Origin of the sequence: Paraburkholderia sediminicola, assembly GCF_046026675.1 — a bacterium.
Classification (GTDB): domain Bacteria; phylum Pseudomonadota; class Gammaproteobacteria; order Burkholderiales; family Burkholderiaceae; genus Paraburkholderia; species Paraburkholderia sediminicola_F.
On record NZ_JAQQEY010000001.1, the window covers coordinates 3,680,424 to 3,693,008 of the forward strand.

Sequence of the window (12,585 nt, forward strand, 5' to 3'; positions counted from 1 at the left end):
AGCGCCGCATCGAGCCACGCAAGTGCAGCGTCGTACGCGCCGCCTTGGCGTCGCCAAACCTGGAGAACCAAAAAGCAGAAAGCCCTCACGAAGGAGGGCTTTCTGCTTTATTACCGTTTCCAGACTTCATTGCAGCGATGCGTTCGGATCCCCAATTTTGTTGGACATCCGAACTATCTTGTCACACTGCAACCGGCAAACTCACGCGAAGTTCTTCGACGCGAATGCCCAGTTGACGATGTTCCAGTACGCTTCAACGAACTTCGGACGCGCATTGCGGTAGTCGATGTAGTACGCGTGTTCCCACACGTCGATCGTCAGCAGTGCCTTCGCGTCCGTGGTCAGCGGCGTAGCCGCGTTGCTCGTCGACACCAGGTCGAGCGAACCGTCAGCCTTCTTCACCAGCCATGCCCAACCCGAGCCGAACGTGCCGACTGCGGTCTTGGCGAATTCTTCCTTGAACTTGTCGAACGAACCCCACTTGGCGTTGATCGCGTCAGCCAGTGCGCCGGTCGGTGCACCGCCACCTTGCGGCGACAGGCTGTTCCAGAAGAACGTGTGGTTCCACACCTGAGCAGCGTTGTTAAAGATGCCGCCCGATGCCTTCTTGACGATTTCTTCGAGCGACAGGTTCTCGAACTCCGTGCCCTTGATCAGATTGTTCAGGTTGGTCACATAGGTCTGGTGGTGCTTGCCGTAGTGATACTCAAGCGTCTCTTCCGACATGTTCGGAACGAGTGCGTTTTTTGCAAACGGCAGCGGCGGGAGCGTATGTTCCATGGTGCTTTCCTTGTGTCTGTATCTGTTGTGGGGGAGTCTGCGGATAAGGCTTTAGAGCACTCGATTGTAGGCGAGTTGGAATAACCCCGCAAACCAACGGACTTTATGCCCGGCATCGGCGAACATGCCGCACACATAGCGTAATTAGTGCATTCGCACGGGGTGTGCCCGGCCTTGGCGACGGTCAAAAATGCGCTTTTGCAGCGCCATCGGCGAAGTGTCAGAAACCATCGGTCAGGCGCGGCTGCACGTCGGCGAGGGCAATGTCCGCCGCCCCTTCCGCGAGATGCACCGTGAGGCGCCGTCCCGGCTTCAGCGACGACGGCGCGCGCACCGCGCGACCGCTCTGCGCGTCGAGCACGGCAGCATAACCACGCTCCAGCGTGCGCTGCGGGCTCAGTACTTCGAGCCGGGCAGCCAGTGTGCCGATACGCGCGGACTGACGTTCATGCTGGCGTAACAATGCAGCGTCCAGACGCTGCGAGAGCATGTCGAGCTTTGCCTGATGCGCGGCGAGATCCGGGCGCCAGCGCTGCCAGCGCATCTGCAGCAGAGAAAACCGCGCTCGGGCGTCACGCACGGGACGCGCGCCCGCCGATGCCAGCCGCACGCTCAATTGCTGCAAATGCGTGCGCTGCCGCGCGAGCCGCTCGGCCGGCGACACGAGCCGGCGTGCGAGCCAGTCGAGCTGTTGGGCGCGCCGCTCCATCATGCGGCCAAAGCCACGAGCGAGCGTCGCATGCCGATGATCGAGCTCGCGCAGCAACAGCACGCGCTGCGGGCTGACGAGTTCGGCGGCGCCGGTGGGCGTCGGTGCGCGCACGTCGGCGGCGAAGTCGGCGATCGTGAAATCGGTTTCGTGACCCACGCCGCTCACCACCGGTATCGCGCTTTCGGCGATCGCGCGCGCCAGCACTTCTTCGTTGAACGCCCATAGGTCTTCAATCGAGCCGCCGCCGCGGCACACGATCAGCACATCGACTTCGCGCCGCGCGTTGGCGGCATCGACCATGGCGGCTACTTTGGCGCTGGCGCCCACGCCCTGCACCGGTGCCGGATAGACGATCACTGGAATATGCGGGGCACGGCGCGACAGCGTGGTCAGGACATCGCGCAATGCGGCGGCCTGTAACGACGTCACGACACCGATCGCACGCGGATGGCCCGGCAAAGCGCGTTTGCGTTCGGCAGCAAAGAGACCCTCGGCTTCGAGTTGCGCCTTCAACCTGAGAAAGGCTTCGTAAAGACGCCCCTGCCCCGTGCGGCGCACCGCTTCCACATTCAGTTGCAGCTCGCCGCGCGGCTCGTACATCGTCACCAGCGCGCGCACTTCGATGCGATCGCCTTCGCGCGGCGTGAACTCGGCGTATTGCGCACGACCACGGAACATCACGCAGCGCATCTGTGCCTGCGCGTCCTTGATCGAGAAATACCAATGGCCACTCGCGGCACGCGTGAAGTTCGACACTTCCCCGGACACCCAGACGAGCGGAAATGAGCGTTCGAGCATCGTGCCAATGGCACGGTTGAGCGCGGAAACGGGGACGACAACTTCACCGCCGGGCGTAGCCGACGAGGAAAAGGGGCTTTCGGGATTCATGCGAAGAATATCGGTGACTGGCCGGACAGACGATAGACCGAGTGGCCATCGGCGTCCAGCGTGGCGGATGAATTGTTAAAAGTGTCCACATGTCGGGAGCCGTTAGACGAATATCGCCAGATCGCCCGCCAGACCGTGCGAATTGGAAGCATGTCCTTGATTTATATGGAGTTTGCATCTCGTTAAAGAGAACGATTGCCGATACGGAGCGCTCGGCACGGCCTTCTCAGCCCGCTGACGGGCAGGTTCTCCACAAAGTTATCCACAGGCTGTGGGCATCGTCCGGAACCGTGACCTGCCGCGCGGCGCGAGGCGCGTGACTTGCCGGGCGGGACGTGCGCGCGCTAGAGTGGCGGGTTCGACAGCATGTTGAAAGTCCGCCGCGCTCGCCATTACGCCCCATAGACTGCACACTGCGGGGCACACCGCGCGAGCGCATTGGATGCAACCGCTGCCTGACCTTTTCGCTTCACTTTTCGATTGTCCGGAGAACCGCGTTGATGCTTGCACCGCGTATTGCGCCTGGCGCTTCCATGCCGCAGTCCCGGCCCCTTTCGCCCGTCCTTGCGGCTTGCCGATGAGCGGACTGAACGACCGTCTCGAAGCACGCCTCGCGCGCGAGTGGCAGCAGCGTGGACCGCTGGCGTGGGCGCTGACGCCCTTCGCGTGCGTGTTCGGCGCGATTGCCGCCGCGCGCCGCGCCGCTTTCTCGTTCGGCTGGCTGAAATCCGTGCGCATCGGCGTGCCGGTGGTGGTGGTCGGCAACGTCACCGTCGGCGGCACCGGCAAGACGCCGACCGTCATTGCCCTGGTCGAAGCCTTGCGTGCCGCCGGCTTTAAGCCCGGCGTGGTGTCGCGTGGCTATGGCGCGCGCGTCAAAGGACCGACGCCGGTTTTCTCCACGTCGGCAGCAGGCGCCGGCGGTGACGAGCCGCTGCTGATCGCGCGCCGCACCGGCGCGCCGGTGTGGGTCTGCCCGGATCGCGTCGCGGCCGCGCAGGCGCTGTGCGCCGCGCATCGCGAAGTCGACGTGATCGTCAGCGACGACGGTTTGCAGCATTACCGCCTCAAGCGCGACGCCGAATTGGTGGTCTTCGATCACCGGCTCGGCGGCAATGGTTTTCTGCTGCCGGCCGGTCCGCTGCGCGAGCCGCTGTCGCGCCACCGCGATGCGACGCTGATCAACGACCCGTATGCCCGCACGCTGCCCTCATGGCCGAATACGTTCGCGCTGCAACTCGCGCCCGCCGACGCCTGGCATCTCGACAATCCCGCTCTGCGCCGCCCGCTCGCGCAATTCAGCGGTGAACGCGTGCTGGCCGCGGCCGGCATCGGCGCGCCGGAGCGTTTTTTCGCGACGCTGCGCGCGGCCGGCCTCACGCCCGCCACCCGCGCCTTGCCGGATCACTACGCGTTTGAGCGCAATCCTTTTGCAGACGTCGATGCGGACGCCATCCTGATAACTGAAAAGGATGCGGTAAAATTAGGGTCCTGGCACGACGCGCGCATCTGGGTTGTCCCTGTCGAAGCCGCGCTCGATCATCGCCTCATTGCATTAGTTGTGGAGAAAGTCCGTGGACGCTCGCCTGCTTGAAATTCTCGTCTGCCCGATCTGCAAGGGCCCGCTCAGCTACGACCGTTCTGCGCAGGAACTGATCTGCAACGCGGACAAACTTGCCTATCCGATCCGCGACGGCATTCCCGTGATGCTGGTCGACGAAGCGCGGCAAACCGTGGAAGGCACACCGGTCGATCTGAATCCGGGCTCTGTGGCCTGAGTCAGCTTTTGCCCGACGCGGGGCGGGTGCGGCGCGAGACCATTCAACGCGCCGCGCGTGTCTGATCTGTAATTACCGCATTTGCTGCCTTATTTGCCGTTTTCCCATCAGCGCCCGCCCTGCACTTGCGAGCGCTTTCTTCCGGTTTCATCGCCGCTTGTCCTTCCGATGACCAACGCTAACGCCACCACTCCCCCGTTCATCGCCGTCGTGCCGGCCCGGCTCGCTTCGACGCGTCTGCCCAACAAGCCGCTCGCCGATATCGGCGGCAAGCCGATGGTGGTGCGGGTCGCCGAGCGCGCACGCGAGTCAGGCGCGCAGCAGGTGCTGATCGCCTCCGACGCGCAAGCGGTGCTGGATGTAGCCCGCAAGCACGGCTTCGAAGCTGTGCTGACGCGCGCCGATCATCCGTCGGGCACCGACCGTCTCGCGGAAGTGGCGGCGCAGTTCGGCTGGAACGATGAGACCATCGTGGTGAACGTACAGGGCGACGAGCCGCTGATCGACCCGGCGCTCGTGTGCGGCGTGGCGTCGCACCTGGCTTCGAGCCACGGATGCGCGATCGCCACTGCCGCGCATCCGATCACCGACCCCGCGGAAATTTTCAATCCGAACGTCGTCAAGGTCGTGCTCGACGCGCGCGGCGTCGCGCTGTATTTCTCGCGCGCGCCGATTCCGTGGGCACGCGACGCGTATCAGCCGCATTGGCCCGACGTGGCATCGATGCCCACACCGCCAGCGCCCGCAGTCGTCCACCGGCATATCGGCCTGTACGCGTATCGCGCCGGATTCCTGCGCTCGTATCCGGGCCTCGCGATCTCGCCGATCGAGCAGGTCGAAGCACTCGAACAACTGCGCGCGATGTGGCATGGTGAGCGAATCGCCGTGCTCGTCACGCAGAATGCGCCGCTGCCCGGCGTCGACACGCCCGCCGATCTCGCGCGCGTACAGGCTTTATTCGGGGCTTGAGCGGAAAAACCCATGGCATAATCGGACGGTTGTGCGCGCCTCCCGTTAAACGCGAGAGTCAGGGTTTGCCCGGTCGCACCGTTGTGGTCTTGCAGCGCCGTCGTGTTCGACGTGCAGCGCGAGACGCGAAACGGAAGCCGATGCGGGTCCCTCGACGAATCGCGGGATGGCTGCAGCGTCACCAAAGAATTCACATAGATCTGGAGATATCACATGCGTTTGATCCTTTTGGGTGCGCCCGGCGCGGGCAAGGGCACTCAGGCAAACTTCATCAAGGAAAAATTCGGCATTCCGCAAATTTCCACCGGCGACATGCTGCGCGCCGCCGTCAAGGCAGGCACGCCGCTCGGCCTTGAAGCCAAGCGTTTCATGGATGCCGGCGAACTGGTCACGGACGAGTTGATCATCAACCTGGTGAAGGAACGCCTGCAGCAGCCGGATTGCGCAAACGGTTATCTGTTCGACGGTTTCCCGCGCACCATTCCGCAAGCGGAAGCCATGAAGCAGGCAGGCGTCGCGATCGACTACGTGCTGGAAATCGACGTGCCGTTCGAAGAGATCATCCTGCGTATGAGCGGCCGCCGCTCGCACGCCGCGTCGGGCCGTACCTACCACGTCAAGTTCAACCCGCCGAAGGTTGAAGGTGTGGACGACGTGACGGGCGAACCGCTGATCCAGCGCGACGACGACAAGGAAGAAACGGTCAAGAAGCGCCTCGACGTGTACGTTGCGCAAACCAAGCCGCTGATCGAGTACTACAACAACTGGGCGCAAAACGGCGACCCGGCGACCCCGCTGACGGCACCGCAATATCGCCGCATTTCGGGCCTCGGCTCGGTCGACGAAATTCGCAACCGCGCGTTCGATGCGTTGAAGTAATCGCACATCTGCGGTTGTTGGTCGAAAAACCCGCCCATTCCGGCGGGTTTTTTTGTTGCACGCGACGTGTCGTGGCGTTTGCGCTTGTCCAGTCTCCGTCATCCGCCATGCCCCACATTGATTAGCCATCCGTAGCAGTTCAGCGGCACCATGGGACTTCGACAGGAGGCCCACCCGGCCGGCACCCCCCGCCGCTTCGCTTTCCGCATTGCAGCATAGCCGTTACAATCGATCATCGAAAAGATATTCGATCGAGACATTACTGAACTGAAGCAAAGGAGAAGACATGGAGATTCGTGACAACGTATTCCTGATCACCGGCGGTGCATCGGGCCTCGGCGCGGCCACGGCGCGCCTTTTCGTCGAGCACGGCGGCAAGGTGGTGCTGGCCGATCTGAATCAGGATGCCGGTGAGGCGCTCGCGAAGGAACTCGGCGGCGTGTTCGTCAAGTGCGACGTAAGCCGCGAAGACGACGCCACGCAAGCGGTCGAAGCCGCTACGAAGCTCGGCACGCTGCGCGGCCTCGTGAATTGCGCAGGCGTTGCACCCGCCATCAAGACGGTCGGCAAAGACGGCCCGCATCCGCTCGAGTCGTTCGCTCGCACCATCTCCATCAATCTGATCGGCACCTTTAACATGATCCGGCTCGCCGCCGCGGCTATGTCGAAGAACGAACCGAACGCGAACGGCGAGCGTGGTGTGATCATCAACACGGCATCGGTGGCCGCGTATGACGGCCAGATCGGCCAGGCCGCCTATGCAGCATCCAAAAGCGGCGTGGTTGGCATGACGCTGCCGATCGCACGCGACCTGTCGCGCAACGCGATCCGCGTGATGACGATTGCACCGGGCATCTTCGAAACGCCGATGCTGCTCGGCATGCCGCAGGAAGTGCAGGACGCGCTCGGCGCAATGGTGCCGTTCCCGCCGCGTCTCGGCAAACCGGCTGAATACGCGATGCTGGCCAAGCAGATCTTCGACAACCCGATGCTCAACGGCGAAGTGATCCGTTTGGACGGCGCGATCCGGATGCAGCCGAAGTAATGATGTGCCCAGCGCGCCGCTTTACGCGGCGGCGCCAATGAAAAGCGCCTGCACGTGAGGCATGTGCAGGCGTTTTGTTTTGTTTTGTTTTGTTTTGATCGGCAGGCCGGAAAGCGGCTCTTAGTCGCGATCGTCGTACTGGGTGCGTTGACGCAGTTCATGCAACTGAGACTCCACCACCGTCGCGTCCTCCGCATCCGGCCGGTCGCCGAGATAGCGTTCGAGATCCTCGAGCGCCGGGCGCAGATAATCAAGCCGTGCATAGGCGAAACCGCGATCGCGCACTTCTTCGATACTGTCCGGCAGCAGGATCACCAGGCGCTGCTGTACAGCTAGCAGACGCTGCCAGCGTTCCGTCTGAAGATAAGTGGACTTCAGATTACGCAGCATGCGAGCGATGATCTCGCGGCGCGTGGCCGGTTGCAGCAACATGCGCAGCGCCCTGCTCACCGACTCACCCGCCGACGCCACATACGGCTCCAGCATATCCACCATCTGCGATTCGGACAGCGAATGCCCGCTGGTCGGATCGAGCATCACGTCGCCGTCCGGCGTCGTGACGCGCAACAGGAAGTGACCTGGAAACGACACGCCGCGCGCCGGAATGCCGATCTGCTCGGCCATCTCCAGATACAGCACCGCCAGCGAAATCGGAATGCCGCGGCGCCGCTTGAGCACCACATTCAGATGGCTGTTGTCGGGATCGTAATAATCGTTGAGGTTGCTGGCGAAACCCAGCTCGCGGAAGAAAAACCGGTTGAGAATGCCGACCCTCTGCCTGATGTCGGCATCGTCCGGCATGCGGCGCTGCAAACGCAAAACCAGCTCGTCGACCTCGGCTAGCGTGCCTTGCAAATCGAGATCGGGATAAGCGTCCTGCGCGAGCGAGAGCGCCGCCTCGGTCAGCGGCAGGCTGTCATCTTCGGCAACCAGCGTACTGAAATAGTCGAGAACTCGCGTCATCGTGATCACTTCACTCGCCTTTTGAAATACGCGTACTTGAAGCCCATCAGCCAAAGCATACCGAAATATAGCGCGGCGAACAGAACCAGGCACGCCCCCAGCAACACGATACGGTCGACCGGCCGGTTATGCATGCCGATCCAGTCGAAGCTGATCGCGAGCCAATGCATCGTGCCGGCCAGCACCAGACAGGCGCCGAACAACTGCACGAAGAACTTCAACCAGCCGTTCGACGGCATGTAGATGCCGCGCTTGCGCAAGCCGAGAAACAGGAACAGCGCGTTGACGCAAGCGCCGAGCCCGACACTCAGCGTGAGACCCGCATGCGCGAAGATCGGTACGAACAGATAGTTGCTCAGTTGCGTAACGATCAGCACGCCGATGCCGATCTTCACCGGCGTCTTGATGTCCTGTTTCGCGTAAAAACCGGGCGCGAGGATCTTGATGAGGATCAGGCCGATCAGGCCGATGCCGTAGGCCGACAGCGCACGGCCAACCATGACCACCGAGTTGCCGTCGAACTTGCCGTAGTGAAACAGCGTGGCGGTGAGCGGCTGGGCGAAGAAGAACAGCGCGACGGCGCTCGGAGCGGCCAGCAGGAAGGTAACGCGCAGCCCCCAGTCGAGCAGTGACGAATACTCGTGCGGATCGGCGTCCACGTGCGCCTTCGACAGGCTCGGCAGCAGGATCGTGCCGAGCGCGACGCCGAGCAGCGCGGTCGGAAACTCCATCAGCCGGTCGGCGTAATTGATCCAGGAGACGGCGCCCGGACCGATGCGCGACGCAATATTGGTGTTGATGATCAGGCTGATCTGCGCGACCGACACGGCGAACATGGCCGGCACCATCTTCGACAGCACCCGCTTCACGCCGCGGTGCGCGAGCGCCTTGAGCGGATTCAGACCGATGCGCGGCAGCATGTCGATCTTTTTCAGACCGGGCAATTGCACGATGAATTGCAGCACGCCGCCTGCGATCACCGCCCACGCAAGCGCGTAGACCGGCGTCTGCAGGCGCGGCGCGACAAACACCGCCGCGACGATGAAGGCAACGTTCAGCAGGACCGGAGCAAACGCGGGCAGCGAAAAGTTCTTGTACGTATTCAGCACGCCGGACGCCAGCGACGTCAGCGAGATGAAAATGATGTACGGGAACATGATGCGCGTCATCGTGACCGCGAGCGCATAGGCCTGGCCTTCATGCGCGAGTCCTGACGCGACGATGAACACCACGCCCGACGCCCCCACCACGCCGATCAGCGAGAGAATCGCGAGCGCCCAGGCCAGCACGGTCGAGGTCGCGTCGACAAGCGCCTTGGTGGCGTCGTGTCCTTGCTGGTTCTTGAATTCGGCCAGAATCGGCACGAAGGCCTGTGAGAACGCACCCTCGGCGGAAATGCGGCGCAGCAGGTTCGGAATACGGAAGGCGACGTAAAACGCGTCAGTATATTGACTGGCACCGAACGCGCGGGCGATCAGCGTTTCGCGGGCCAGTCCGGTCACGCGCGACAGCAGCGTGAAGCCGCTGACCGTCAGCAGGGCTCGGAATAGATTCATGGGGCGCTTATTATACGGGTGCCGCAGGTGCGGACGACGAGCCGGAACGCGAATCGGACCGATTTGCGCCGCAGACGTTCGGTCGGATGAGCGGATCGGGTTGTTTTTTGTTGCTTGCCGCGGGTTCCGCGAACCACACCCTCGCCGCCCACCTACCCGTTGCGACGGCGCCGGGACGTCCACGAACCGTCGAAACTCGCCAAAACTAACAGAATCCCCGGCGATGTACGGCGACCCGGCATATCAGGATTGGCGATTCCTCGTTGCCACGTGCCTGATTTTGTTGCTATAATCGCCGGTTTCGAAGCTCGCTCAATTTTCGGACGGGGTTCAGGCACGCAGTAGGCAGGCGCCGCTCCAGCAGCGCACAAGCCGTATTGAGGCGCCAACCAGCCTCGAAATACACCGGAACACGGGCCCGCCTTCGCGTAGTCCGATCGATTTTTCGAATTATTTCGACACTTTTGCGCTCTTGGGCAATCGCTTCCAAGAGTTCGATCTAAAAGCAGCACCTCACCACTTGAAGGTCAGGTACTGGAAACAGGAACAGGATAAGGAACCGTCATGGCTAACTCCGCACAAGCACGCAAGCGCGCCCGCCAGGCCGCCAAGGCAAACTCGCACAACTCGGCACTGCGCTCGAAGTTCCGCACGGCTATCAAGGCTGTCCGCAAGGCAATCGAAGCCGGCGACAAGGCTAAGGCCGTCGAGATCTTCCAGGCATCGTCGAAGACCATCGACATCATCGCCGACAAGAAAATCGTTCACAAGAACAAGGCAGCTCGCAACAAGAGCCGTCTGGCTGCGGCCCTCAAGGGTCTGCAAGCACCCGCAGCGCAGTAAATTCGGTCAGCCCGCTTCGGTGGGCTACCTCCTGTTTCCGCTGCAACAGAAAGGCTCGCTTCGGCGGGCTTTTTTGCTTGGCGCCGACGGAACCGGATACTGACTCACGCCTGTTCATGAGTCAGCTGGCCGCACATCGAAGCCCCCCCGCCTGAAGCCACTGCTTCAGGCGCAAAAAAACCCGCTACAGGCGGGTTTTTCTTTTGCCGATCCGGCCCGGCAAGCTCGCGCTAGATCACGTGCCTTTTCTCTTGCGGCGTAGCGTGCTCAAGTTGTAACTCGCACGCCTCGGTCACGAGAAGGTCATTATCTTTCGCGAAGTTGAGGACGAAATCGAAAGCCATGGGCTCAATGTCGCGCAAGCGCGAATCCAGTATCACGCATTTGAGATCACCGATCATGGTTGGCCGGACATACAACGAATATTGCAGGTAAGCATTCGGCCCCTTGCCGCGCGGGCTGGGACCGAAGCACGCCATGACGCCTGCGAGCCGCTCCGACCAGTCACTCGGCCGAAACTTTTTTCCGTTCGACGTGATGCCCTGAATGAAATATTCGGTTGGAGCTGCTTCGGCCATGTAGGAATACCTGTGTGACTGCCCAGCGGGATGACGGCAAAGCTGACTGCAAAGCGGCTTTGGGATGCCTGAACACGTTGGCCACGCCTGAATGGCGAGCTGCGCCGCCAGAAACCACGAAGGGCCAGATAAGCCGCCTCGGCGCTCATCTTGACGGCGCACCGCGAGGAAACTTTCCGGAGTGCGCGAGCCGTGTCCCGCAAGCTCAATACCGGCCTGCTGGGCTTAGGGATAACCGGTAGATTATAGCGCAGCGGACCTTTTTCCGCAGCGCACACAAGCTTCGTTTGAGGATTGCGAAAGGCTTTCAGAGAGCTTGCCTGGCCTTTTGGCCGACTCGTCAAACGGGGCGAAATCCTTTATGCTGCATTGAGTTACCACAAACGACGGCGGCGCCGTCCGGCAATCCTGCCGGGTGAGACCGCCGTATTTGTTTCATGACCGCCAAGAAAATTCGCCACTACCTGCAGTTCAAGGATTTCTCGCTGGAAGACTACGAGTACGTGCTGGAACGCGCGCGCATTCTGAAACGCAAATTCAAGAACTACGAGACTTATCACCCGCTGCACGACCGCACGCTGGCGATGATCTTCGAGAAAAACTCGACGCGCACGCGCCTGTCGTTTGAAGCCGGCATCTTCCAGCTGGGCGGCCACGCCGTCTTCATGAGCACGCGCGACACGCAGCTCGGGCGCGGCGAGCCGATCGAAGACGCCGCGCAAGTGATCTCGCGCATGGTCGACATCATCATGATCCGCACGTTCGGCCAGGACATTCTCACGCGCTTTGCCGAGAATTCGCGCGTGCCGGTGATCAATGGGCTGACCAACGAATATCACCCGTGCCAGGTGCTGGCGGACATCTTCACGTATTTCGAACATCGCGGTCCGATTCGCGACAAGACGGTCGCGTGGGTTGGCGATGCGAACAACATGCTGTACACGTGGATCGAAGCCGCCCAGATTCTCGGCTTCAAGCTGCGCCTGTCCACGCCGCCGGGCTACAAGCTCGACCACGCCATGGTCGCGGCTGAAAGCGCGCCGTTCTATCAGGAATTCGACGACCCGAACGAGGCCTGCACGGGCGCCGATCTCGTCACCACGGACGTGTGGACCAGCATGGGCTTCGAAGCAGAAAACGAAGCCCGCAAGAAAGCCTTTGCAGACTGGTGCGTCGACGCCGAGATGATGGCGCGCGCCAATTCTGACGCATTGTTCATGCACTGCCTGCCCGCCCACCGCGGCGAGGAAGTCAGCGCGGAAGTGATCGACGGCCCGCAAAGCGTCGTGTGGGACGAAGCGGAAAATCGTCTGCACGTGCAAAAGGCGTTGATGGAATATCTGCTGCTCGGCAAGCTGAATCACTAAGCGAGCCTTTTTCACCCTCTGCAGCATCTGCGTGAAGCGTGACGGGGCCTTGAATACGAGGCAAGGCATCCACGTTTAACGCCACGCATCGAGCCGGCCTCCGCGAATGCAACGGAACCGGCTCACCCACCGCACCGCTCCAAAAACGCGGGCAAGCGGCGGTTTAGTGTCAAAATAGTGGTTTTCCGCGCTCCGGAACCGCCGGCGCGCCTTGTTTTCCAGCTTTC

At 62.0% G+C, this 12,585-nt stretch carries 12 protein-coding genes; 7 read left to right on the top strand and 5 right to left on the bottom strand.

Annotated elements, in window-relative coordinates:
• Window positions 1-201: 201 nt before the first annotated feature.
• Complete coding sequence (locus PQQ86_RS15985) at window positions 202-780, bottom strand: superoxide dismutase (protein WP_120289858.1); 579 nt, start codon at window positions 778-780, stop codon at window positions 202-204.
• A gap of 220 nt (window positions 781-1,000) precedes the next feature.
• Complete coding sequence (xseA, locus tag PQQ86_RS15990) at window positions 1,001-2,380, bottom strand: exodeoxyribonuclease VII large subunit (RefSeq protein WP_408268484.1); 1,380 nt, start codon at window positions 2,378-2,380, stop codon at window positions 1,001-1,003.
• Between the two features lie 577 nt (window positions 2,381-2,957).
• On the opposite strand from xseA, the gene lpxK reads away from it, so the two are divergent.
• The 5 genes from lpxK (at window position 2,958) to PQQ86_RS16015 (ending at window position 7,051) form a co-directional block, all read left to right on the top strand.
• Window positions 2,958-3,974, top strand: a complete 1,017-nt coding sequence (lpxK, locus tag PQQ86_RS15995) for a tetraacyldisaccharide 4'-kinase (RefSeq protein ID WP_408268486.1) — start codon at window positions 2,958-2,960, stop codon at window positions 3,972-3,974.
• Complete coding sequence (locus PQQ86_RS16000) at window positions 3,955-4,158, top strand: Trm112 family protein (protein WP_006050060.1); 204 nt, start codon at window positions 3,955-3,957, stop codon at window positions 4,156-4,158. Before lpxK ends, PQQ86_RS16000 begins: the two co-directional genes overlap by 20 nt.
• A 168-nt stretch (window positions 4,159-4,326) precedes the next feature.
• Window positions 4,327-5,127: a 3-deoxy-manno-octulosonate cytidylyltransferase gene (gene kdsB, locus PQQ86_RS16005; RefSeq protein ID WP_408268489.1), complete on the top strand. Its 801-nt coding sequence runs from the start codon at window positions 4,327-4,329 to the stop codon at window positions 5,125-5,127.
• A gap of 213 nt (window positions 5,128-5,340) precedes the next feature.
• Window positions 5,341-6,006 (top strand): adenylate kinase, encoded by a 666-nt coding sequence (gene adk, locus PQQ86_RS16010; RefSeq protein ID WP_408268491.1) that lies wholly within the window; start codon window positions 5,341-5,343, stop codon window positions 6,004-6,006.
• Between the two features lie 286 nt (window positions 6,007-6,292).
• Window positions 6,293-7,051: a 3-hydroxyacyl-CoA dehydrogenase gene (locus PQQ86_RS16015; RefSeq protein WP_408268493.1), complete on the top strand. Its 759-nt coding sequence runs from the start codon at window positions 6,293-6,295 to the stop codon at window positions 7,049-7,051.
• Window positions 7,052-7,171: 120 nt separating this feature from the next.
• Here the strand turns inward: PQQ86_RS16015 and PQQ86_RS16020 are convergent, their stop codons facing one another.
• Both PQQ86_RS16020 and murJ read right to left on the bottom strand, forming a co-directional pair.
• Window positions 7,172-8,014 carry a SirB1 family protein gene (locus PQQ86_RS16020; RefSeq protein WP_408268495.1) on the bottom strand — a complete coding sequence of 281 codons (843 nt, stop codon included), beginning with the start codon at window positions 8,012-8,014 and terminating at the stop codon, window positions 7,172-7,174.
• Between the two features lie 5 nt (window positions 8,015-8,019).
• Entirely contained in the window at window positions 8,020-9,570 is a 1,551-nt protein-coding gene (gene murJ / locus PQQ86_RS16025; protein WP_097390261.1) for a murein biosynthesis integral membrane protein MurJ, read from the bottom strand.
• 564 nt (window positions 9,571-10,134) lie between these two features.
• Here murJ and rpsT point away from each other — a divergent pair.
• On the top strand, window positions 10,135-10,413 hold the full coding sequence (gene rpsT / locus PQQ86_RS16030; protein WP_054034306.1) for a 30S ribosomal protein S20: 279 nt from the start codon (window positions 10,135-10,137) through the stop codon (window positions 10,411-10,413).
• Between the two features lie 230 nt (window positions 10,414-10,643).
• Here the strand turns inward: rpsT and PQQ86_RS16035 are convergent, their stop codons facing one another.
• A complete protein-coding gene (locus PQQ86_RS16035; RefSeq protein WP_408192430.1) occupies window positions 10,644-10,991 on the bottom strand; it encodes a DUF3579 domain-containing protein in 348 nt (115 codons plus the stop codon).
• A gap of 437 nt (window positions 10,992-11,428) precedes the next feature.
• Here PQQ86_RS16035 and argF point away from each other — a divergent pair, with 437 nt between their 5' ends.
• A complete protein-coding gene (gene argF, locus PQQ86_RS16040; RefSeq protein ID WP_054034310.1) occupies window positions 11,429-12,358 on the top strand; it encodes an ornithine carbamoyltransferase in 930 nt (309 codons plus the stop codon).
• Window positions 12,359-12,585: the final 227 nt, after the last annotated feature.

What these genes read in the sequence shown, in the direction of transcription:
- lpxK (WP_408268486.1), top strand. Translation starts at nt 2,958, where the DNA reads ATGAGCGGACTGAACGACCGTCTCGAAGCACGCCTCGCGCGCGAGTGG.
- rpsT (WP_054034306.1), top strand. Translation starts at nt 10,135, where the DNA reads ATGGCTAACTCCGCACAAGCACGCAAGCGCGCCCGCCAGGCCGCCAAG.
- murJ (WP_097390261.1), bottom strand. Translation starts at nt 9,570, where the DNA reads ATGAATCTATTCCGAGCCCTGCTGACGGTCAGCGGCTTCACGCTGCTG.
- PQQ86_RS15985 (WP_120289858.1), bottom strand. Translation starts at nt 780, where the DNA reads ATGGAACATACGCTCCCGCCGCTGCCGTTTGCAAAAAACGCACTCGTT.
- PQQ86_RS16020 (WP_408268495.1), bottom strand. Translation starts at nt 8,014, where the DNA reads ATGACGCGAGTTCTCGACTATTTCAGTACGCTGGTTGCCGAAGATGAC.
- xseA (WP_408268484.1), bottom strand. Translation starts at nt 2,380, where the DNA reads ATGAATCCCGAAAGCCCCTTTTCCTCGTCGGCTACGCCCGGCGGTGAA.
- adk (WP_408268491.1), top strand. Translation starts at nt 5,341, where the DNA reads ATGCGTTTGATCCTTTTGGGTGCGCCCGGCGCGGGCAAGGGCACTCAG.
- kdsB (WP_408268489.1), top strand. Translation starts at nt 4,327, where the DNA reads ATGACCAACGCTAACGCCACCACTCCCCCGTTCATCGCCGTCGTGCCG.
- PQQ86_RS16015 (WP_408268493.1), top strand. Translation starts at nt 6,293, where the DNA reads ATGGAGATTCGTGACAACGTATTCCTGATCACCGGCGGTGCATCGGGC.
- argF (WP_054034310.1), top strand. Translation starts at nt 11,429, where the DNA reads ATGACCGCCAAGAAAATTCGCCACTACCTGCAGTTCAAGGATTTCTCG.
- PQQ86_RS16035 (WP_408192430.1), bottom strand. Translation starts at nt 10,991, where the DNA reads ATGGCCGAAGCAGCTCCAACCGAATATTTCATTCAGGGCATCACGTCG.